Annotated in this window: 18 protein-coding genes, 2 tRNA genes and 2 pseudogenes; 3 read left to right on the forward strand and 19 right to left on the reverse strand. The window is 71.7% G+C overall.

Features of this window, described 5'->3' with window-relative positions:
* Positions 1 to 11 precede the first annotated feature (11 nt).
* From yajC to pgsA, 11 genes and pseudogenes are all read right to left on the reverse strand, one after another.
* Positions 12 to 539, reverse strand: coding sequence for a preprotein translocase subunit YajC (gene yajC, locus AAC944_RS07855; RefSeq protein ID WP_030616078.1), 528 nt, complete (start codon positions 537 to 539; stop codon positions 12 to 14).
* Between the two features lie 162 nt (positions 540 to 701).
* Positions 702 to 1,802, reverse strand: a complete 1,101-nt coding sequence (ruvB, locus tag AAC944_RS07860; protein WP_030616080.1) for a Holliday junction branch migration DNA helicase RuvB — start codon at positions 1,800 to 1,802, stop codon at positions 702 to 704.
* Positions 1,803 to 1,869: 67 nt separating this feature from the next.
* Positions 1,870 to 2,490, reverse strand: coding sequence for a Holliday junction branch migration protein RuvA (ruvA, locus tag AAC944_RS07865; RefSeq protein ID WP_030616082.1), 621 nt, complete (start codon positions 2,488 to 2,490; stop codon positions 1,870 to 1,872).
* A gap of 203 nt (positions 2,491 to 2,693) precedes the next feature.
* Positions 2,694 to 3,242: pseudogene (gene ruvC / locus AAC944_RS07870) on the reverse strand (crossover junction endodeoxyribonuclease RuvC); the annotation flags it as partial.
* Between the two features lie 355 nt (positions 3,243 to 3,597).
* Positions 3,598 to 4,350, reverse strand: coding sequence for a YebC/PmpR family DNA-binding transcriptional regulator (locus AAC944_RS07875; RefSeq protein ID WP_030616089.1), 753 nt, complete (start codon positions 4,348 to 4,350; stop codon positions 3,598 to 3,600).
* A 63-nt stretch (positions 4,351 to 4,413) separates the two neighbouring features.
* Positions 4,414 to 5,010, reverse strand: coding sequence for a pyridoxal 5'-phosphate synthase glutaminase subunit PdxT (gene pdxT / locus AAC944_RS07880; RefSeq protein WP_030616092.1), 597 nt, complete (start codon positions 5,008 to 5,010; stop codon positions 4,414 to 4,416).
* Positions 5,011 to 5,025: 15 nt separating this feature from the next.
* Positions 5,026 to 5,937 (reverse strand): pyridoxal 5'-phosphate synthase lyase subunit PdxS, encoded by a 912-nt coding sequence (gene pdxS / locus AAC944_RS07885; protein WP_030616094.1) that lies wholly within the window; start codon positions 5,935 to 5,937, stop codon positions 5,026 to 5,028.
* Positions 5,938 to 6,052: 115 nt separating this feature from the next.
* A complete protein-coding gene (locus AAC944_RS07890) occupies positions 6,053 to 6,595 on the reverse strand; it encodes a membrane protein (RefSeq protein WP_030616097.1) in 543 nt (180 codons plus the stop codon).
* A gap of 251 nt (positions 6,596 to 6,846) precedes the next feature.
* Positions 6,847 to 8,007 carry a glycosyltransferase family 4 protein gene (locus AAC944_RS07895; protein WP_030616100.1) on the reverse strand — a complete coding sequence of 387 codons (1,161 nt, stop codon included), beginning with the start codon at positions 8,005 to 8,007 and terminating at the stop codon, positions 6,847 to 6,849.
* Positions 8,004 to 8,969, reverse strand: a complete 966-nt coding sequence (locus AAC944_RS07900; protein ID WP_368397002.1) for a phosphatidylinositol mannoside acyltransferase — start codon at positions 8,967 to 8,969, stop codon at positions 8,004 to 8,006. Before AAC944_RS07900 ends, AAC944_RS07895 begins: the two co-directional genes overlap by 4 nt.
* Positions 8,966 to 9,616, reverse strand: coding sequence for a phosphatidylinositol phosphate synthase (pgsA, locus tag AAC944_RS07905; protein ID WP_030616107.1), 651 nt, complete (start codon positions 9,614 to 9,616; stop codon positions 8,966 to 8,968). Before pgsA ends, AAC944_RS07900 begins: the two co-directional genes overlap by 4 nt.
* Before the next feature lie 364 nt (positions 9,617 to 9,980).
* Between pgsA and AAC944_RS07910 the strand changes: the two are divergent.
* Together AAC944_RS07910 and AAC944_RS07915 are read left to right on the forward strand one after the other, a co-directional pair.
* Positions 9,981 to 12,189, forward strand: a pseudogene (locus AAC944_RS07910) (elongation factor G-like protein EF-G2).
* A 204-nt stretch (positions 12,190 to 12,393) separates the two neighbouring features.
* Complete coding sequence (locus tag AAC944_RS07915) at positions 12,394 to 14,046, forward strand: AbeC-like domain-containing protein (RefSeq protein ID WP_030616113.1); 1,653 nt, start codon at positions 12,394 to 12,396, stop codon at positions 14,044 to 14,046.
* Positions 14,047 to 14,123: 77 nt separating this feature from the next.
* Here the strand turns inward: AAC944_RS07915 and AAC944_RS07920 are convergent, their stop codons facing one another.
* From AAC944_RS07920 to AAC944_RS07935, 4 genes are all read right to left on the reverse strand, one after another.
* Positions 14,124 to 14,684: an HIT family protein gene (locus AAC944_RS07920; RefSeq protein WP_030616116.1), complete on the reverse strand. Its 561-nt coding sequence runs from the start codon at positions 14,682 to 14,684 to the stop codon at positions 14,124 to 14,126.
* Between the two features lie 71 nt (positions 14,685 to 14,755).
* Positions 14,756 to 16,738 (reverse strand): threonine--tRNA ligase, encoded by a 1,983-nt coding sequence (thrS, locus tag AAC944_RS07925; protein WP_030616119.1) that lies wholly within the window; start codon positions 16,736 to 16,738, stop codon positions 14,756 to 14,758.
* 564 nt (positions 16,739 to 17,302) lie between these two features.
* Positions 17,303 to 18,478 carry a hypothetical protein gene (locus AAC944_RS07930; protein WP_030616122.1) on the reverse strand — a complete coding sequence of 392 codons (1,176 nt, stop codon included), beginning with the start codon at positions 18,476 to 18,478 and terminating at the stop codon, positions 17,303 to 17,305.
* Positions 18,478 to 19,071, reverse strand: coding sequence for a DUF4365 domain-containing protein (locus tag AAC944_RS07935; RefSeq protein ID WP_030616126.1), 594 nt, complete (start codon positions 19,069 to 19,071; stop codon positions 18,478 to 18,480). The genes AAC944_RS07930 and AAC944_RS07935 overlap by 1 nt, the downstream gene beginning before the upstream one ends.
* 234 nt (positions 19,072 to 19,305) lie before the next feature.
* On the opposite strand from AAC944_RS07935, the gene AAC944_RS07940 reads away from it, so the two are divergent.
* On the forward strand, positions 19,306 to 20,031 hold the full coding sequence (locus AAC944_RS07940) for a 3'-5' exonuclease (RefSeq protein ID WP_030616127.1): 726 nt from the start codon (positions 19,306 to 19,308) through the stop codon (positions 20,029 to 20,031).
* Positions 20,032 to 20,086: 55 nt separating this feature from the next.
* On the opposite strand, the gene AAC944_RS07945 is transcribed toward AAC944_RS07940, so the two are convergent.
* The 4 genes from AAC944_RS07945 to AAC944_RS07960 all read right to left on the reverse strand — a co-directional run bounded on the left by AAC944_RS07945 (position 20,087) and on the right by AAC944_RS07960 (position 21,453).
* A tRNA-Val gene (locus AAC944_RS07945) sits at positions 20,087 to 20,158 on the reverse strand.
* 60 nt (positions 20,159 to 20,218) lie between these two features.
* Positions 20,219 to 20,689, reverse strand: a complete 471-nt coding sequence (locus AAC944_RS07950) for an SRPBCC family protein (protein ID WP_030616131.1) — start codon at positions 20,687 to 20,689, stop codon at positions 20,219 to 20,221.
* 190 nt (positions 20,690 to 20,879) lie between these two features.
* A tRNA-Val gene (locus tag AAC944_RS07955) sits at positions 20,880 to 20,951 on the reverse strand.
* A gap of 70 nt (positions 20,952 to 21,021) precedes the next feature.
* Positions 21,022 to 21,453, reverse strand: a complete 432-nt coding sequence (locus AAC944_RS07960; protein WP_030616134.1) for a TIGR02611 family protein — start codon at positions 21,451 to 21,453, stop codon at positions 21,022 to 21,024.
* Between the last annotated feature and the right edge of the window lie 105 nt (positions 21,454 to 21,558).

Raw genomic sequence — 21,558 nt, forward strand, 5'->3', positions numbered from 1 at the left:
GAGAGGCGGGCCTACTTCGCGTCGGCGCCGCCGTCCTTCTTGGCGTCCTTGGCCTCGGCGGCCTTGGCGTCGGCGTCCTCGGCCGGGGCCGCGTCGGCCTTCGGCTCGTCGGCGTCGGCCTTCTCCGCGGGAGCTTCCTTGCCCAGGTCGATCTTCTCGGCGGCGTCACCCTTGCCGGTGGTGTCGTCGTCGGCGTCGTTGACGGCCGAGGCGCCGGTCAGGGAGGACAGGTCGTCCGGGACGACGGTGCCCTTCTCGGCGCCGTCGATGATGCGGTTGTACTCGTCGTCGGGCAGCACGGCGCCGACGGCGTTCTTCGCGTACAGCGCGTGCACACCCGGGGCCACCTCGAGGAGGACCGTGTCGTCGTGGATCTCCTTGACGGTGGCGTACATGCCCCCGATCGTGCGGATGCCGGTGCCGGGCTGCATTTCGTTCCGCATCTGCACTGCCGCCTGCTGCTTCTTCTTGGCGGAGCGGGTCATCAGGAACATGGCCCCGATGAGCACGATGAACGGGAGGAGGGTCATGATATTCACGGGACGGACATTCCTTCGCACGACCGCGGAGGCGCGGCCTGGTATACGGGGGTTGGATGCCGGACCGTACGGACGGCATCGGCGGAGTCTAAGCGAGTCCGCACCAGTGGAACAACGCCCAGCATCGCACCGCAGTTCCTGACCCGGCGAGTCCCCGCGCCGTCACGCCCCGAACAGCCCCTGCTGTCCGTTTCCGCCCGTCTTCTGCTGCGGCGGCACCAGCCCCATGTGCGTCCATGCGGCAGGCGTGGCGATGCGGCCACGGGGGGTGCGCGCGAGCAGTCCCTCACGGACGAGGAACGGCTCGGCGACCTCCTCGACCGTCTCACGCTCCTCCCCCACGGCCACCGCCAGGGTCGACAGACCCACGGGCCCGCCGCTGAACAGCTTGAGCAGCGCCGTGAGCACCGCGCGGTCCAGCCGGTCCAGGCCCCGCCCGTCGACCTCGTACACGTCCAGGGCCTGCGCCGCGACCTCGCGGGTGATCAGGCCGTCCGCCTTGACCTGGGCGTAGTCCCGTACGCGGCGCAGCAGACGGTTGGCGATACGGGGCGTACCGCGCGACCGGCCGGCGATCTCCGCGGCACCCTCGGTCTCTATGTCGACATCCAGCAGGCCCGCCGAGCGGTGGATGACCCGCTCCAGCTCCTGCGGCGCGTAGAACTCCATGTGCCCGGTGAAGCCGAAGCGGTCGCGCAGCGGCGGGGGCAGCAGCCCGGCCCGCGTCGTGGCCCCGACCAGCGTGAACGGCGGCAGCTCCAGCGGAATGGCGGTGGCGCCCGGCCCCTTGCCCACGATGACGTCGACCCGGAAGTCCTCCATCGCCATGTAGAGCATTTCCTCAGCGGGCCGCGACATCCGGTGGATCTCGTCCAGGAAAAGCACCTCGCCCTCCTGGAGCGAGGAGAGGATCGCGGCGAGATCGCCGGCGTGCTGGATCGCCGGTCCGGAGGTGATACGGATCGGGGCGCCCATCTCCGCCGCGATGATCATCGAGAGGGTGGTCTTGCCGAGACCCGGGGCACCGGAGAGCAGCACGTGGTCGGCGGTGGCGCCGCGCGCCCGCGCGGCCCGCAGCACGAGATCCAGCTGCTCGCGCACCCGCTCCTGGCCGACGAACTCCTCCAGGTCCTTCGGGCGCAGCGCGGCCTCGACAGCCGTGTCCTCACCGTCGGCGTCCGCGCCGACCAGCCGGTCGGCGCCGCCCGGCGGCAGGCCGGGGTCCTGTCCGTCCGCGGTGTCGGTGCTGTCGTCCCAGTTCACTGCGTACTGCCTCGCGTCGTCGGTGGATGGAGTGCCGGATCGTAGGGGTACCCGGTCGGGCGCCCGGTCAGCGGGCCCGGTTCAGCGACTGCAGCGCCGCCTTCAGAAGCTGCGAGACCTGCGGCGTCCCGCCGTCCGCCACGGCCGCCTCGGCCTGCGGGGCGACCGCGCCCACCGCCTCGTCGGCCTCCCGGGTGGCGTACCCGAGGCCGATGAGCGCGGCGTGCAGCTGGTCGCGCCAGCCGGCCGTGACCGGGCTGCCGATCGCGGGCCCGGCGCTGCCGACCGGCTCGCCGAGGCGGTCCTTCAGCTCCAGCAGCAGCTTCTGCGCGCCCTTCTTGCCGATACCGGGCACGGCGGTCAGCGCCTTCTCATCGCCGGACGCGACCGCGCGCCGCAGCGCATCCGGACTGTGCACCGCGAGCATCGCCTGCGCCAGCCGCGGGCCGACGCCGCTCGCCGTCTGCAGCAGCTCGAACGTCTGCCGCTCGTCGTCGTCCGCGAAGCCGTACAGCGTGAGGCTGTCCTCCCGTACGACGAGGGAGGTGGCGAGCCGGGTCTGCTCCCCTATGCGCAGCCCCGACAGGGTGCCGGGCGTGCACTGGACGGCCATGCCGATGCCGCCGACCTCGACGACGGCGGCGTCGGGGGCGAGGGCCGCGACCGGGCCGGAGACGAAGGCGATCATGACGTGCCCTTCGGGATGCGGGTGGTGGTGCGTACGGGGGCGGGGGTGCGGGGCGCCGCGGCGGGACGCTCTGCGGCGGAGGCGCGGGACGGGCCGGCGGAGCGCTCGGGAGCGGGCGTGCGGGACGCGCCGCTGGAGCGCTCGGGAGCGACGGTCCGGGGCGTCCCGGCGGAGCGCTCCGGGGCGGCGGCGCGGCCCGTGCCGGCCGGACGCGCGGCGGGCGGGGTGCGCCGGGCCGCGGTCCGGGCCTGCGCCTGGGCCTGCTGGAGCCGGTTGACGGCGGGGGCGCGCCAGATGTGGCAGATGGCCAGCGCCAGGGCGTCCGCCGCGTCGGCGGGCTTCGGGGGCGCCGACAGCCGCAGCAGCCGGGTCACCATGGCGCCGACCTGCGCCTTGTCGGCGCGGCCCGAGCCGGTGACGGCGGCCTTGACCTCGCTGGGGGTGTGCAGCGCGACGGGCAGGCCGCGCCGGGCCGCGCACAGCATGGCGACCGCGCTGGCCTGGGCCGTGCCCATGACCGTACGGACGTTGTGCTGGCTGAAGACGCGCTCGACGGCGACGTACTCGGGGCGGTGCTCGTCGAGCCAGGCGTCGATGCCCTGCTCGATGAGGACGAGGCGGTGCGCGATGTCGGCGTCGGCGGGGGTACGGACGACCCCCACGCCGGCCATCGTCAGCGGCCGTCCGGCCACGCCCTCGACCACACCGACACCGCAGCGCGTCAACCCCGGGTCCACACCCAGCACCTTCACGGGTGCTCCCCTCCCCTCATGGCGCGCTGTGCCCACCGCCGCCGTACCGTTTCGGCCCTCCACCCCCACCACGGGGGAGCGGAGATCCCCTGCTCAGCACAGTATCGGGTGCCACTGACAACGCGAGACGGCACGGGGCATGGCGTGTTCGCCCACCCACGAGAACGGCACGGGGCATGGCGTGTTCACCCGCCCACGAGAACGGCACGGGGCATGGCGTGTTCGCCCGCCCGCGAGGACGGCACGGGCCGGCGTTCTCGCCCACCCCGCGACGACGGCGGGCCGGCAAGGGTGCTCCCTGCCGGCCCGCCGTGTCAGCCGTGTCAGCCGTGTCAGCCGTGTCAGCCGTGGGCGCTTACGCGTCCACCTTCGCCATGACCTCGTCCGAGACGTCGAAGTTGGCGAAGACGTTCTGGACGTCGTCGCTGTCCTCCAGCGCGTCGATGAGCTTGAAGATCTTCTTCGCGCCTTCCTCGTCCAGCTCGACCTGCATGGTCGGGACGAAGTTGGTGTCGGCCGAGTCGTAGTCGATACCGGCCTCCTGGAGCGCGGTACGGACCGCGACCAGGTCGGTCGCCTCGCTCAGCACCTCGAAGGTCTCGCCGAGGTCGTTGACCTCTTCGGCACCCGCGTCCAGCACCGCGCCGAGCACGTCGTCCTCGGAGAGCTCGCCCTTGGGGACGATGACGACGCCCTTGCGGTTGAACAGGTACGACACCGAACCCGGGTCGGCCATGGAGCCGCCGTTGCGGGTCATGGCGACGCGCACGTCCGAGGCGGCACGGTTGCGGTTGTCGGTGAGGCACTCGATGAGCACCGCGACACCGTTCGGACCGTAACCCTCGTACATGATCGTCTCGTAGTCGGCACCACCGGCTTCGAGACCGCCGCCACGCTTGATCGCGGAGTCGATGTTCTTGTTCGGGACCGACTGCTTCTTCGCCTTCTGCACGGCGTCGTACAGCGTCGGGTTACCGTCCAGGTCGACGCCGCCCATGCGCGCCGCGACCTCGATGTTCTTGATCAGCTTCGCGAAGAGCTTGCCGCGCTTGGCATCGATCACGGCCTTCTTGTGCTTCGTCGTAGCCCATTTAGAGTGGCCGGACATCCGCCTGTCTCCTTCGCGTAACCATTTCCGAAAACGAACGCCCTAGATCCTACCGGCCATCGCTCACACCGCGTGACGCACCATGTCCACGAAGAACGCGTGGACCCGGTGGTCACCGGTGAGCTCCGGATGGAAGGACGTGGCGAGGACGTTACCCTGCCGGACGGCCACCGTGTGCCCGCCGTGCTCGGCCAGTACCTCGACCTCGGCGCCGACCGACTCGACCCAGGGCGCGCGGATGAAGACGCCCTCGACCGGTCCGCCGTCGATCCCGGCGACGTCGACCGCCGCCTCGAAGGACTCGTTCTGTCGCCCGAAGGCGTTACGGCGCACGATCATGTCGACGCCGCCGAACGTCTCCTGGTCCTCCCGGCCGTCCAGGATCTTCTCCGCGACCATGATCATGCCCGCGCAGGTGCCGTACACCGGCTTGCCCGCCCGGATGAACGCGCGCAGCGGCTCCAGCATGCCGAAGACGCCCGCCAGCTTGGACATGGTCGTGGACTCGCCACCCGGGATGACCAGGCCGTCGAGTTCGTCCAGTTCCTCGGGGCGGCGCACCGGGCGCGCCAGGGCATCGGCGGACGCGAGCGCCGTGAGGTGCTCGCGTACGTCGCCCTGCAGCGCCAGCACGCCGATGGTGGGGGTGCTGTTGCTCATGTAGGTGCCTTTGCCTTACCAGCCGCGGTTCGCGTACCGCTCCGCCTCGGGGAGGGTGTCGCAGTTGATGCCGACCATGGCCTCGCCCAGGTCGCGGGAGGCGTCGGCGATGACCTTCGGGTCGTCGTAGAAGGTGGTGGCCTTCACGATCGCGGCGGCGCGCTTGGCCGGGTCGCCGGACTTGAAGATGCCGGAGCCGACGAAGACGCCCTCGGCGCCGAGCTGACGCATCAGCGCGGCGTCGGCCGGGGTGGCCACACCACCGGCGGAGAACAGGACGACCGGCAGCTTGCCCAGCTCCGCGACCTCCTTGACCAGCTCGTACGGGGCGCGCAGCTCCTTGGCGGCGGCGTACAGCTCGTTGTTGTCGCAGCCGCGCAGCTTGGCGATCTCGCCCTTGATCTGGCGGAGGTGGCGGACGGCCTCGACGACGTTGCCGGTGCCGGCCTCGCCCTTGGAGCGGATCATCGCCGCACCCTCGGCGATACGGCGCAGGGCCTCACCGAGGTTGGTGGCACCGCACACGAAGGGGGTGGTGAAGGCCCACTTGTCGGAGTGGTTGACCTCGTCGGCGGGGGTGAGGACCTCGGACTCGTCGATGTAGTCCACGCCGAGCGACTGCAGGACCTGGGCCTCGACGAAGTGGCCGATGCGGGACTTGGCCATGACGGGGATGGAGACGGCGTTGATGATGCCGTCGATCATGTCCGGGTCGGACATCCGTGCCACGCCGCCGTCCTTGCGGATGTCCGCGGGGACGCGCTCGAGGGCCATGACCGCCACGGCGCCGGCGTCCTCGGCGATCTTCGCCTCTTCCGGCGTGACGACGTCCATGATCACGCCGCCCTTGAGCTGCTCGGCCATGCCGCGCTTGACGCGGGCGGTTCCGGTCTCCGGGGACTGGGGCGTGGTGGGCGTGGTGGACACGATTGACCTCACTAAGTGCGGGTGGTTGTGCTGCAGCACCTAGAGAACCGTTTGTGTACGGCAGGTGAAAAGGGCCAATTGCACGGCGGTGGCTCTTGCCCGTGCCGTGGCGGACTCAGGCCGCCGTGCGCTCCGCCAGGCCCGCCGGGGCCTCGTCGTCCATCTCGAAGGCCATCGGGAACGGGGCGTGGCCCGCGAGGCGGAACCACCGTACGACCCGGTGCCGGCGCACGGCCCGGGCCGCGCGTACGGCGTCGTTGTGGAAGCGCCGGGCCATCGGAACCCGCCGCACGGCCGCGTTCAGCTCCGCGAGCGTCTGCTCACCGCCGGGCGCCTCGCGTACGGCGTCGACCTGCTCGGCCTCGTCGAAGACCGCGCGCAGCGCCTGGGTGAGCGCGCTCTCCGCGACCTCCCGCTGGTCCTCCTCCGCCTGCCGAGCCTCGTGTGCCGCCTGGTACAGCACGATCGAGGCGGCGGGGTCGAGGATGCCGGACGTCCCGAGCTCCTGCGCGACGGACGCGCGCCGCAGCAACTGCGCGTCCAGCGCGGCGCGGGCGGCGTCGATACGCGCGTGCAGCCGGTCCAGCCTGCCGGCTGTCCAGCTCAGGTACACGCCGACGACAACGAGGGCCACGACGACCCAGATGAGAGTACTCACGACGGCCCAGGCTATCGGCACGGCCGCCACCCCCACGCACCTGTCTTTCTCCCCACCCACGACGGGAGGGGACGGGCCGGGGCGGGTGGGGTACCGGACGTAGAGCGAAGCAGTCCGGTACCCCACCCGCGGAGGCCCGGCACCGTAGCATCATGCCCCGCGCAGCGGACCCGCCCGCCGCAGGCGCAACGGCGCCGCACCCGGCAACGCACGGCCTCCAGCGGCGCTAGTCCCGCGCAGCCCCAGCGGCGCTAGTCCCGCGCCAGCCCCCACCGGGCCCGGAGCCCCACCCGCTCGTCCGTGTCCACGGACGCTGCCCCGTCCGTCACGGTCTCGTACACGGCGAGGATGTCAGCCCCCACCGTCGACCAGTCGAACCGCCGTACGTGGCGGCTGCCGCGCTCGCGCAGTTCGGCGAGGCGGGAGGGGTCGCGGAGAAGCCGGATGGCAGCCGCGGCGAGCGCGGACGCATCCTCGTTGGCGAACAGCTCCCCCGCCTCCCCCTGGTCCAGCACCTGCGCGAACGCGTCGAGGTCGCTGGCGAGGACGGGCGCCGCCGCCGACATCGCCTCGACGAGGATGATGCCGAAGGACTCGCCGCCGGTGTTGGGCGCGACGTACAGGTCGACGCTCCGCAGCAGGCGGGCCTTGTCCTCGTCGCTCACCATGCCGAGGAACTCGACGCGATCACGGAACTCCGCAGGAAGGTCCGCGACCGCTTCCTTCTCGTCGCCGCGGCCGGCGACGAGGAGGCGCGCGTCGGGTACCTCGGCGAGGATCTCGGGCAGCGCCTTCATGAGGACGGGGAGGCCCTTACGGGGCTCGTCGATGCGGCCTATGAAGCCGATGGTCCGGCCCTGCCACTCCTTCTTCGGCTCGGCGCGGGCGAAGAAGCCGACGTCGACACCGTTGGGGATGACGACCGCGTCGCCGCCGAGGTGCTCCACCAGCGTCCGCCGGGCGTACTCGCTCACCGCGATCCGGGCGCTGATCTTCTCCAGGGCGGGCTGGAGGATCGGGTACGCGGCGATCATGGCGCGGGAGCGCGGGTTGGAGGTGTGGAAGGTGGCCACGATGGGCCCCTGGGCCGCCCAGCAGGCCAGCAGGCCGAGCGAGGGCGACGCCGGTTCGTGGATGTGGATGACCTCGAACGCGCCGTCGTGCAGCCAGCGCCGCACCCGCGCGGCGGAGAGGAAGCCGAAGTTGAGCCGCGCGACCGAACCGTTGTACGGGACGGGGACGGCACGTCCGGCGGAGACGACGTACGGCGGGAGGGGGGTCTCGTCGTCCGCCGGAGCGAGTACCGAGACCTCGTGGCCGAGCCGGATCAGGTGCTCGGCGAGGTCGCGGATGTGGAACTGGACGCCGCCAGGGACGTCCCACGAATAGGGGCAGACGATGCCGATCCTCACGGGGTCTCCGTCCCTCGGGCGCCGGCACCGTTCGGCTCCAGGTCGGCGAGCCACAGGCGCTGCAGCATGTGCCAGTCCTCCGGGTGCTCGGCGATGCCCGAGGCGAAGGCGTCGGCCAGGGCCTGGGTCATCGCGGCGGCCTTTTCGGTGCGCGTACCGGTCTCGGGTACCTCGATCCCGGGGTGCACACGGCCCCGCATGACGGGCGTACCGTCGTACCACAGGGTGACCGGCAGCAGTACCGCGCCTGTCTGGAGCGCGAGCATGGCCGGTCCCGCGGGCATCTTGGCGGCCTCGCCGAAGAACTTCACCTCGATGCCGGAGGCGGACAGGTCGCGGTCGGCGACCAGGCAGATCAGGCCCCCGGCACGCAGCCGCCGGGCGAGTATGCCGAAGGCCGCGCCGCCGGTGTGCGGCAGCACCTCCATGCCCAGGCTCTCGCGGTAGGCGACGAAGCGGTCGTAGAGCGATTCGGGCTTCAGGCGCTCGGCGACGGTGGTGAAGGGCACGCCGAGGGCCCGGGTGACCCAGACGCCCGCGAGGTCGTAGTTGCCCATGTGGGGCAGGGCCAGGATCACGCCCCGGCCGCTGTCCAGGGCCTCGGTCAGGTGGTGCACGTCGGTGACGTCGACCCCCTGCTTCACCCGGTCCCGGCTCCAGGCCGGCAGGCGGAAGGACTCCATCCAGTACCGCATGTACGAGCGCATCCCGGCCCGGGAGAGCCGGGACAGGGCCTGCGGGGAGGCGTCGGGGACGACCCGCGCGAGGTTGGCCTCCAGGCGCTGCACGCCCTTGCCGCGCCGCTTCCAGACGGTGTCGGCGATGCGCTCGCCGAGCCGTACGGCGACCGGTTCGGGGAGCTTCTTGACCGTGGCCCAGCCCAGTCCGTACAGCGCGTCGGTCAGTTTCCCCGTGTCCAGCGGCCCGTCGGGGCCCGTCAGCCTGCCGATGTCGAGCTTCACGCGCCCTCTCCCCCCACGGCGTCCGCCTCGGCGGACTCCCGGCGTACGGTGACCACCCGCTGGCCGAGGGTGACCGCGCTGCCGACGGCCACGATCCACAGGGCGATCGGCAGCAGGTTCTGGATCCACGGCACGCCGAACTTGTGCAGCCCGGCGAAGCCGCACGCGACCAGCGAGATGACCAGCCGCTCGGCGCGCTCGATGAGGCCGTTCACGTTCACCGGCAGGCCGATGCTCTCACCCCGCGCCTTGGTGTACGAGACGACCTGCCCCGAGGCGAGGCAGAAGATCGTCACGGCACACAGGAGGAGGTCGTCACCGCGGCCCGCGTACCAGAGGGCGAGGCCGCCGAAGATCGCGGCGTCGGCGACCCGGTCCAGGGTGGAGTCCAGGAACGCGCCCCAGCGGCTGGACCGGCCCAGCTGCCGCGCCATGTTGCCGTCGACCAGGTCCGAGAAGACGAACAGGGTGATGACGACGGTGCCCCAGAAGAACTCGCCCAGCGGGTAGAAGACCAGCGCCCCGGCGACCACGCCGGCGGTGCCGAGGACGGTGACCACGTCGGGGCTGACGCCGAGGCGGATGAGCAGGGCGGCGAACGGCGTGAGAACACGCGTGAAGAACGCACGCGCGTACTTGTTCAGCATGGCCTTCCCGGAGGTTGTGTGCGGGCCGCGCGGTCAATACGGCCACCGGCTGGCCCATCGTAGCCAGGCGTCCTCGGCGCTTTGCGAACGCACCACGGCTCGCGGACACCCCGCGGAACCGCCGGCGCCTCCCCCGCCACCCGCCCGGCGCAGCGGGCCGCGGCCGCCCCCGGGGCCATGAGCTCGGCGAAGGACGGCAGTTGGCAGCCGTACACACGTGGCCGGTCCACCCGTTCGGGCTTGTCCTGCATGCTCCCCGGACACCCTCAAGATCCCCTATCGTCCCTTGTGCGATGTATGGACGCACCATGACCTCGGTGGAAAGCTCGGAGCACCGCAGAGTGTCGACCTGGAGGCGAGACACATGGGCGACAAGACGAGCACACATCCAGGAGCCGCCGGCAGGGCAGCGGCGGTCGACCACCCCCTCCTCCGTACGGAATGTGGTGCTGGTCGGCCACAGCGGATCGGGGAAGACGACCCTGGTCGAAGCCCTCGCGCTGGCATCGGGCGCGGTCAACAGGGCGGGCCGGGTGGAGGACGGCGGCTGCCTCTCCGACTACGACGAGATCGAGCACCGCCAGCAACGCTCCGTACAGCTGTCCCTGGTCCCCGTCGAATGGGAAGGAGTGAAGATCAATCTCCTGGACACACCGGGATACGCCGACTTCGTCGGGGAGCTGAGGGCCGGTCTGCGGGCAGCGGACGCGGCCCTCTTCGTCGTCTCGGCCGCGGACGGCGTGGACGGCGCCACCCGCATGGTCTGGGACGAATGCGCGGCCGTAGGGATGCCCCGCGCCATAGTGATCACCCACCTCGAAGCGGCCCGCGCCGACTTCGACACCATGACCGGGACCTGCGGCACGGCCTTCGGCGGCGACGACCCCGACGCCGTGCTGCCGCTGTACCTCCCGCTGTACGGCGCGGCCGGGGCCGACGGCCACGCTCCGGTGCACGGCCTGATCGGCCTGCTCACCCAGCGGGTGTACGACTACTCCACCGGCAGCCGCAAGGAGCGCGACCCCGAGCCCGGCGAGCTGCCCCTCATCCAGGAGGCCAGGAACCGCCTCATCGAGGGGATCATCGCCGAGAGCGAGGACGAGTCCCTGATGGACCGCTACCTCGGCGGCGAGGACATCGACATCAAGACCCTCATCGGCGACCTGGAGACCGCCGTGGCCCGTGGCAGCTTCCATCCCGTGCTCGCCGCCGCGCCCGCCGCCGAGGGCAGCAAGGAGGGGCTGGGCACCATCGAACTGCTGGACCTGATCACCAGGGGGTTCCCCACCCCCGCCGAGCGGGAGGCCCCCGCCGTCACCACCCCCGAGGGCAAGCCCCGGCCCGCCCTGACCTGCGACCCCGAAGGCCCGCTGGTCGCGGAGGTCGTCAAGACCTCGTCCGACCCGTACGTCGGCCGGCTGTCCCTCGTCCGGGTCTTCTCCGGCACCCTCTACCCCGACCGGACCGTGCACGTCTCCGGACACGGGCTGGCCGACCGCGGCCACGAGGACCACGACGTCGACGAGCGCATCGGCGCCCTGTCCGTACCCTTCGGCAAACAGCAGCGCACCGCCACCAAGGCCGTCGCCGGCGACCTGGCCTGCGTCGCCAAGCTCTCCCGCGCCGAGACCGGCGACACCCTCTCCGCCAAGGAGGCGCCGCTGCTGATGGCGCCCTGGGACATGCCCGACCCGCTGCTGCCGGTCGCCATCCAGGCCCACAGCAAGGCGGACGAGGACAAGCTCTCCCAGGGCCTCGCGCGGCTCGTCGCCGAGGACCCCACCATGCGCCTGGAGCAGAACCAGGACACCCACCAGGTCGTCCTGTGGTGCCTGGGCGAGGCCCATGTGGACGTCGCGCTGGAGCGGCTGCGCTCCCGGTACGGGGTGCAGGTCGACGCCGTACCGCACAAGGTCTCGCTGCGGGAGACGTTCGGCGCCAAGGCCGCCGGACGCGGCCGGCACGTCAAGCAGTCGGGCGGCCACGGGCAGTACGCCATCTGCGAGATCGAGGTGGAGCCGCTGCCCGGCGGCAGCGGCATCGAGTTCGTCGACAAGGTCGTGGGCGGCGCGGTGCCCCGCCAGTTCATCCCCTCCGTGGAGAAGGGGGTACGGGCCCAGGCGGCGCGCGGGGTCGCGGCCGGGTACCCGCTCGTCGACGTCCGGGTGACCCTGCTGGACGGCAAGGCGCACTCCGTCGACTCCTCCGACGCCGCGTTCCAGACCGCGGGCGCCCTCGCGCTGCGGGAGGCCGCCGCCGAAGCCCGCATCCACCTCCTGGAACCGGTCGCCGAGATCTCCGTCCTGGTCGCCGACGACTACGTGGGCCCCGTGATGAGCGACCTCTCCGGACGGCGCGGCCGCGTCGTGGGCACCGAGCAGTCCGGCGCCGGCCGGACCCTGGTGCGCGCGGAGGTCCCGGAGATCGAAATCGGCCGCTACGCCGTCGATCTCCGGTCACTCTCGCACGGCACCGGCCGCTTCCAGCGCCGCTACGCCCGGCACGAACCCATGCCGCCGCAGCTCGCCGCCCGGATCCGGGAGGAGCGGGAAAAGCCGGAGAACGGCGGATAGTCCACCCCCGACGGCCCGCGGAACAGCCGGCGTACCGCCCAGGGACGCACGCTCAACTCCCTTGGGCAGCACGCCGGCTGTACGCTGAGGTCCAGCTCAGCAGGTGTGCCGGAGGCGGACGGTGGGAAGGGCGCCTAGGGGCGTCCTCCGGGAGCACGCCCGACGGCAGGGGCAGACGGCGGCGAGGGGGCCTTGGTGACGACGATGGACGGCTTCGACTTCAGCCCGGGGGCACAAGTCCCGATCGCCGGCGGCGCGGGCCAGACCGCGGCGACCCAGGCGCTGGCCTCGGCCGCGTACCGGGACAGCCCGCTCTCCGACATATCCAACGCCGACTCCGACACCGCCAAGTCGGACATCAAGAAGCCCAAGCTCTCCCTCTTCGAACCGAACCTCGGCGAGGCCTTCTCGCGCGCCGTCCAGGTCCGCATGCTCGGCGGCGGCCGCAAGGCGCTGATCCAGTCCTTCGGCATCGAGCCGCAGACCGTCGTCGAGCACTGCCTCGCCGCCAGCCGCATCCGCAAGGAACGGGACACCAAGCTGACGATCCTCATGGTCGTCTTCGGGCTGCTCTTCCTGCCCGGCGTCCTCCTCTGGCTCGGCGGCTTCCAGCTCAAGCGGCTCCTGGACAAGGCCACCACCAAGGGGAAGAGCGCACTGGGCACGGTGCTGCTCGTGGCGCTCGGCGGCGTCATCCTGATCTTCCTGGTCAAGCTGCCCCTGAACAGCTTCTGGATGATCTACGTCCGGCTGATGCTCATCGCCCCCGTCATAGGCTGGTGGTGGGCCAAGCGGATCTGCGAGCGCACCGCCGTCGACCTGCGCGAGGCGTGGAAGGGCCTCCTGGAGGGCGGCGGCATCGGAGCCAAGATCCCCGAGGCGGTGCCCCAGGACCCCACCCAGACCGCCGCCGAACAGCTCCGCCAGAACCTCGCCAAGCTCAGCGCCGAACAGAACAGCAACGTCGTCTTCTACGCCGGCCCCAAGGGCATACTCGGCATGGGCACCCGCTGGGGCAGCTGGCAGCTCGCCGAGGAGCTGCGCCCCGCCGAAGAAGGATCCGAGATCCACCCCTTCCGCAGCTGGGACGTCATCCGCGTCATCCACGACCGGCTCCGCCTCCTGGAGCGCAGCCCGCTGCACACCGGCGGCTTCGGCCAGGCCCCCTCCGTACGCCACTGGATCGTCGTCCCCGTCGCCGAGGGCGCCGACGCGGTCGCCCGCCCCGAAGGCACCGACACCGACGCCTTCCAGATCCGCCCGCACGAGATAGAGCGGATCTGCAACGAGCAGCAGTTCGGCGCCGGCAACCGCCACTACCTGGGCGTGCAGTTCGTCCTCTGGGACGGCCAGCTCGTCCTGACCCTGCTCATCACCGTCACCGTGCTGCACGAGACGCTGCGCATCGAGGTCACCGGCCACGCCCTCGGCCCCGTCAACGGCCTCTTCCTCGGCAAGCCCAGCCCCAAGACCGTCACGGTCAACAAGACGGTGAAGTTCTGGGAGACCAAGACCTCCACCCTGCCGCTCATCGACACGGGCGAGGTGGTCCGCCTCGCCGCCCGCGCCCCGCTGACCTGGTTCCCGCCGGTCCTGGACTTCCTCGGCGGCAAGCTCGTCCTCCCCGAGCCCTTCGGCCTGCGCCACGTCTGGGCCGACAAGCCCTGGCGGCACCGCTTCATGGCCGACGACGCGCTGCGCGCCGCCACGCCCGTACTGCGCGTGGTGCACTCCGCCGCGATGAGCGTCCTGAAGGAGAACGGCGTGGACATCACCCGCTTCGACAACCGCTCCCTGGTCCTCAGCGGCGCGGTGCAGGACGCCTCGCCGCGGAAGGCGGACGCGTACGACGCGTGAGAGCGGCGGCACGCACGGCATGAGGGTGGCCGGTACGGACTCCCGTACCGGCCACCCTCATGATCAGCCCTGCCGCGTCACACCGACGGCCAGGCGTCCGCCAGCATCGCGCGGGTGTCCGCCAGCAGCTGCGGCAGCACCTTGGTGTGCCCCACGACGGGCATGAAATTGGTGTCGCCGCCCCAGCGCGGTACGACGTGCTGGTGCAGGTGCGCGGCGATACCGGCGCCGGCCGTGCTGCCTTGGTTCATGCCAATGTTGAACCCGTGCGCCCCGGAGGCGGCGCGCAGCGCCATCATGGCCTGCTTCGTGAGCTTCGCCAGCTCCGCCGTCTCGGCGTCGTCCAGCTCGGTGTAGTCGGCGACGTGCCGGTAGGGGACGACCATGAGGTGGCCGCCGTTGTACGGGTAGAGGTTGAGCACCGCATAAACGTGCTCGCCGCGGGCGACGACCAGACCGTCCTCGTCCGACTTCGACGGGATCGTGCAGAAGGGACAGCCGTCGTCGGCCCCCGGGCCGCTCGGCTTGTTCTCACCCTGGATGTAGGCCATCCGGTGCGGCGTCCACAGGCGCTGGAAGGCGTCCTGCGTCCCGACTCCGATCTGCTGCTCCGGCTCAGTCGTCATGAAACGCAGCATATTCCCTGGTACGGACGCGGTGCGGGGCGGCCCTGGCGGACCGCCCCTGGAATCCTCGCGTCGTGGCCCGGTCAGACCTGGGCGCGCTCCTCGACCGCCTTGAGGATCTTGGCGATGGCCTCGTCCTTCGGGATGCCGTTCTCCTGCGAGCCGTCCCGGTACCGGAAGGACACCGCGCCGTTCTCCATGTCCTCGTCACCCGCGATGACCATGTAGGGGACCTTGGACTTCTGGGCGTTGCGGATCTTCTTCTGCATCCGGTCCGAGGACGAGTCGACCTCGACGCGCAGGCCCTGCTTGCGGGCCTCCGCGGCGAACTCCTCCAGGTACGGGACGTGGGTGTCGCCGATCGGGATGCCGGTGGCCTGGACGGGCGCCAGCCAGACCGGGAAAGCACCGGCGTAGTGCTCCAGCAGGACGCCGAAGAACCGCTCGATCGAGCCGAAGAGGGCGCGGTGCAGCATGACGGGCTGCTGCTTGGAGCCGTCCGCCGCGGTGTACTCCAGGCCGAACCGCTTGGGCTGGTTGAAGTCGACCTGGAGGGTCGACATCTGCCAGGACCGGCCGATGGCGTCCTTGGCCTGCACGGAGATCTTCGGGCCGTAGTACGCGGCGCCGCCCGGGTCCGGGACCAGCGGCAGGCCCTGCTTCTCGGCCGCCTGGCGGAGCGCCTCGGTGGCCTCCTCCCAGTCCTCGTCCGAGCCGATGAACTTGTCCGACTCGGGGTCGCGGGTGGACAGCTCCAGCTCGAACTCGGTCAGGCCGTAGTCGCGCAGCAGGTCGAGCACGAAGGTCAGGAGCGTGTCCAGCTCCTCCGGCATCTGCTCCTTGGTGCAGTAGATGTGCGCGTCGTCCTGGGTGAAGCCGCGGGAGCGGGTCAGGCCGTGCACCACACCGGACTTCTCGTACCGGTACACCGTGCCGAACTCGAAGGCGCGCAGGGGCAGTTCGCGATAGGAACGGCCACGCGACTTGAAGATCAGGTTGTGCATCGGGCAGTTCATCGCCTTCAGGCGGTAGTTCTGCCCGTCGAACTCGATGGGCGGGAACATGCCCTCCGCGTAGTGCGGGAGGTGCCCCGAGGTCTCGAAGAGCTGCTCCTTCGAGATGTGCGGGGTGTTCACGAACTCGTAGCCCGCGTCCTCGTGCCGCTTGCGGGAGTAGTCCTCCATCACCTTGCGGATCACGCCGCCCTTGGGGTGGAAGACCGCGAGGCCGGGGCCCAGCTCGTCCGGGAAGGAGAACAGGTCCAGCTCCGCGCCCAGCTTGCGGTGGTCGCGCTTCTCGGCCTCGGCGAGGAACTCCAGGTACGCCTTGAGCTCGTCCTTGGTCGGCCAGGCGGTGCCGTAGATGCGCTGGAGCTGCTTGTTCTTCTCGCTGCCGCGCCAGTACGCCGCGGCGGAGCGCATCAGCTTGAACGCCGGGATGTTCCGGGTGGTGGGCAGGTGCGGACCGCGGCAGAGGTCCTTCCAGCACAGCTCGCCGGTCTTGGCGTCGAGGTTGTCGTAGATGGTGAGCTCACCGGCGCCGACCTCGGCGTCCGCGCCCTCGGCGGCCTCGCCGGCCTTGCCCTTGAGGCCGATCAGCTCGAGCTTGTACGGCTCGGCGGCCAGCTCCTCGCGGGCGTCCTCGTCGGTGGTGACCCGGCGCGCGAAGCGCTGGCCCCGCTTCTGGATCTCCTGCATCTTCTTCTCGATGCGCTTGAGGTCCTCGGGGGTGAACGGGGTCTCGACGTCGAAGTCGTAGTAGAAGCCGTCCTTGATGGGCGGGCCGATGCCGAGCTTGGCCTCCGGGAACAGCTCCTGCACGGCCTGCGCCATCACATGCGCGGTGGAGTGCCGCAGGATGTTCAGGCCGTCCTCGGAGGTGATCTCCACGGGCTCGACGGTCTCGCCGTCGGCGACCTCGTACGCGAGGTCCTTGAGCTCTCCGGCCACCCGCGCGGCGACGACGCTGCGCTCGCCCTGGAAGAGGTCGGCGGCCGTAGTGCCCGTGGTCACCACGCGTTCTTCCCGCTCGGAATCGCGTTGGATGGTCACACGGACGTCTGACACCGGTCTCTCCTGACGTATGTCTGCTGGACGGCAGCGATCGCTGCGCTCACCGAATCGTACCGAGCCACGGGCCCGCCTCGCGAAACGGTATTCCGGCGGCGCCACCTCCGCCCGCCGCGTTCCGCCCCGCGCCGGGGCGGCGCGCCCCTACCGCCGGGCCCATCCACAGGAACGAGATGCTGACGGAGCAGCTCGACCGGCACTGGCGGCACCAGCTGCGCGAGCGCCTGGAGGGGCCGAGCGACGAGGAGTACTTCTGGGAGCCGGTGCCGGACGCCTGGAACGTCCGGCCGCGCGGTACGGACAGCGCGCCCATCCAGGCGGGCGCCGGCGCGTTCACGGTCGACTTCGCCTTCCCCGAGCCGGTGCCCGCGCCGGTGACGACGATCGCCTGGCGGCGGGCCGCCCGTGGCCTACGAGAGCTTCGCGTACGCGGGCTCGGCGCAGGGCGCGCCGGAGCAGCCGGACGCGGCGAACGCGGCCTGGCACCAGGGCGTGCGGGGGCTGGGAGAGCAAGGGCTGGCGCGGGCGTGCGGACCGGCGGAGGGCGGCGCAGCCCGCCGTTCACTCGCCCCCGCACGCCTCCTCGAAGTGGTCGAGGTTCTCCTGGAGCGACTTCAGCAGCCGGTCCCGCTCGGCCTCGTCGACCTGGACGGGGGTGACGTCGCGGGCGCCCGTTATCCGGCGGAAGCCGCCGCGGCTCTCCAGCCGGCCGGTCACCCGTACCGGCAGCCCGAGCAGGTGCGCGTGGCCCGCGATGCGGTAGCCCTCCTCGCCGAGGGCCACCCTGACCTGCGCCACGTCGGCCCCGGCCAGGACGCGCAGGCGTACCGCGCCCGCGCCGTCGGGGTGCTCCCGCCGCATCCGTACGACCGTGCCGGTCACCCGCACGGCGAGGGACGGCTCGTCCTGTACGTACCGCTGGGCGGCCTGCTGCAGCGCGGGCAGGTCGCCGGGGGTGAACTCGACCGGTTCGGGGCGGGCCGGGCAGCCCGGGGGCGGCCCTTCGGCCGGTGACCAGGCGAGGGTGATGCGGACGCCCTCGGCGCCGCGGACCAGGGAGATCAGCGCCTCGGTCAGCTCGTGGCAGACGCCCAGCTCCACGGCGGCCTCGTAGGCCTCCATGCCGCCGGTGGCACGCTGGTAGTCCGTGGCGTCGCGCGCCGCGTGCAGCGCCCGCTGGAGGCTCGCCACCGCTCCGCGGCCGGCGCCGACCGGTACGTACGCGGTGAGGCGGCGGCCCGCCGGTGCCGGGCCGACCAGCACCTGGTCCAGGAACGCCTCGGCCTGCCGCTTGTGCCGCGCGCCGTAGTAACCGGCCCGTCCGTACGTGCCGAGCGCGCCGGCGATCAGCAGGGAGCGGGCGGCGGCGCGCAGCCGTTCCTGTGCGGTCCACAGGGTCGCGCCGGAGCGCTCGTCGGGGGCTTCGCGTTCCCAGCGCACCTCGTCGCTGGGCAGCGCGAGACCGACCAGCACCTCGCGGGCCGAGGGCACGGCGCTGCGGGCGAGCGCGGTCAGCGCCTCGGCGAGGAGGTCGGCGCTGTCGGGGAAGCCGGCGGACTCGGGCACCAGGAGGCTGGTGCCGGCGGCACCGCCGGGCGGGGTCCAGCGGGCGTACCGCCCCTGGGAGCCGCCCCGGCGCCGCCAGCCGTGCCGCGCCAGGAGAGCGGTGAGGACGGCGGGGTCGACCCGGGCGGGGTCCGGTACGGGGAAGGGCTGCTCGTCGGTCGGCCGGTACATCAGGGTCTCCCTCCCGCCCCGACCCGCGTCATGATCTCGCTGAGCGCGCGGTCGTCGAAGACCCGCGTGGTCGGAATCCGCACAGTGGTCTTGCGCCTGCCGGTGGCCTGCCGGCCCGCCAGGTTGATCCAGTAGCAGCAGTGCCGCAGTTCGAGCCGGTCGTGGCTCGCGCGCAGCCAGTCCTCGGGGCTGCGCGGTACGAGCATCACGACCAGGATCTTGTGCACCGCGACGGGTGTCCGGGCGAGCTTCACGAGGTGGTCGTTGTCCAGCGTGAAGCCGAAGCTGGGCCCCGGCGGGCGGGGCCGGACCTGGTAGGTGCACTTGAGCTGCACCTTGATCGTCACTTCGTCGTCGATGGTGTGGCCGGGCGCGCTGTGGCTGACGTGCCAGTCGATGCCGTTGTCCGGGAAGGGCTGCGCGAGCGAACAGCCGGCGGCCGCGGCCACGGCGTGGAGGTAGCCCACCTGGAGCGTCTCCATGGAGGCGGTGGTGGCGAGCTGGCCGCGCAGCGGTACCGGTCCCCCTTCAGGCTGGGGGTACCGCCCGCTTGCGGGGGACAGCCCACCCGGTTCTGGCTGCGCGAGCGTCATCGCTCCTGTGCCTTCCGGGCGTTGCTGTGATGCCGGTCGGGTGCCTGGGGGTGGAAGAGTCCGGACCGCACGGCGGTCCGGCGGACCGCGGCTGAGGCGGCGGTCCCCTCTGTGTTGTCTCCGTGTCAAGTGGTCCGCAAACAAGGGCGGTTCGACAACCGTGAGGGCCGGGTATCACCAGCTCGGGCGGCCCGGGGCAGGCCACCCGCCGCAGGAGCACGAGGAGTTGGGACAATGCCGAGCTGGTTCGACGGGCCGCTTGCTGCCTTCGACACCGAGACCACGGGGATCGATGTGGAGCAGGACCGCATCGTCTCCGCCGCCCTGGTCGTCCAGGAGACGCCCCGCTCGACTCCGCGGGTCACGCGCTGGCTGGTCAACCCGGGGGTGGACATCCCGGAGGCGGCGACGGCGGTGCACGGTCTGACGGCCGGGCATCTGGCGATGAACGGCCGGTGGCCGGCGCCGGTCATGGAGGAGATAGCGCGGGCCCTGGCGGAGCAGGCGATGGCGGGGCGGCCGCTGGTGGTGATGAACGCGCCGTTCGACCTGACGCTGCTGGACCGTGAGTTGCGGCGGCACCGCGCGTCGTCGCTGGCGGCGTACCTCGGTACGCAGTCGTTGTGCGTACTGGACCCGCGGGTGCTGGACAAGCACCTGGACCGGTACCGCAAGGGCCGCCGGACGCTGACGGACCTGTGCGAGCACTACGGCGTCGAGCTGACGGGGGCGCACGAGGCGGCGGCGGACGCGACGGCGGCGCTGCAGGTCGTACGGGCCGTGGGGCAGACGTTCGCGACGCGCCTCGACGGGCTGAGCGTGGCGGAGCTGCACGCGCTGCAGGCGGTGTGGCACGCGGCGCAGGCGCGGGGTCTGCAGGCGTGGTTCGCGCGCAACGGCACGGAGGAGCCGGTCGACCCGCACTGGCCGCTGCGTCCTGACCTTCCGGCGGCGGCGTGAAGCGTGAACACAAGCGAGAAGCCGGACCGTTGTCACGGTCCGGCCTCTCTCCGGGTGGGCGATACTGGGTTCGAACCAGTGACCTCTTCGGTGTGAACGAAGCGCTCTCCCACTGAGCTAATCGCCCGGGGTTCCTGGGGTGTCCCCCGCGAACGACCTGAACAATACAGGGCGCGGGGCCCTGGCTTCAAATTGCTTCGCGGCCGTCCAGCCAGGTGGCCAGCCCGCGCCGCCCGGCCCGCATCATCAGGGCGTGGTTGAGGCGGAAGAACGGACGCCCCGGGTAGGCCAGCCGCCGCATGAAGGACCGGCGCACCTCCACCTCCTGCTCGTACAGCGCGCGGGCGCCCGGGCCGTACGGGCCGACCGTCCAGCGGGCCCAGCCGTCGATGTCGCCGTGCAGCGTCGCCTCCAGGACGCCGGCCTCCCGGTCGCGCCGGGTCTCACGGGCGGTGAAGCGCAGGCTGAACGGCAGCACGGAGCGGATGCGGGCGGCCCCGGAGCGCTCGTCGATCCGGTGCGCCTCGGCGACGTGGGGCCACCAACGGGGGTAGGCCTCGGTGCGCTCCAGGGCGGCGTACACGGCGCCGGGCGCGGCCTCCAGCAGCCAGACGCTGCGGAAGCGGTAGTGGTGGGGGCGGGCGAGCCAGGCAGGCATGGGCCCAGTGTGCCGCGCGGGGAGAGGTCGGTGTGCCGCACCGCGGAATGTCGAAGGACCCGGAAGCGGAAACCTCCGGGCCCGGGGGCGCGGGTGGCGGAACCCCCGCTGCGCGCGGCGAAGCCGCGCAGAACACGACGAGGGCGAAGCGGTTCGCGCTTTCCGCGAACGCACTTCACCCTCGTACTTGTGGGCGATACTGGGTTCGAACCAGTGACCTCTTCGGTGTGAACGAAGCGCTCTCCCACTGAGCTAATCGCCCGGTGCGCCGGTGCCTCGCGGCCTGGCGCACCGCCAACATTACCGCATGTCAGCGGGGCTCATGACCACGGTCACCGGCTGATGTTCCAGGGCATGGCGAAGCCGAACTGCCACACGTACGCCGCGAGGGCCGCGACGATGATCACGGCGCCGACCGTGGTGAGGATGATGTTGCGGCGGCGGACCTTGGGATCGAGGGCCTTGTGCGCGGCCTCGGTGACCTTGCGCTTGGTCCAGCGCAGCACGAGCTGCGCCCAGACGAACTCGGTCGCCCAGATCGCCATACCGGCGAAGATCACCAGCCAGCCGGGCCCGGGCAGCGGCAGCATGATGATGCCGCCGATGACCACCGCCAGCCCGACGATGAAGATCCCGACCTGCCAGCTCATGTGCAGGGTCCGGGAGCGCTTCACGAAATGCGGCGCCTTGGACCCGAGCTTCTGCGGGATCGCCGTGGCGCCTCCCGTGCCGGCGCCCCGGCCCCCGTCACTCTCCGCGTTCATACCGGCAAACCTACCCGACGTGCCGGTCCCCCGCATGAACGCCGAGGAGGATCCGGGACTCCGCCGTAAGAGGTACTCGAAGCCACCCAAAACAGTCAGAGGGGT

Source organism: Streptomyces sclerotialus (assembly GCF_040907265.1).
In the GTDB taxonomy this organism is placed as follows: Bacteria; Actinomycetota; Actinomycetes; order Streptomycetales; family Streptomycetaceae; genus Streptomyces; species Streptomyces sclerotialus.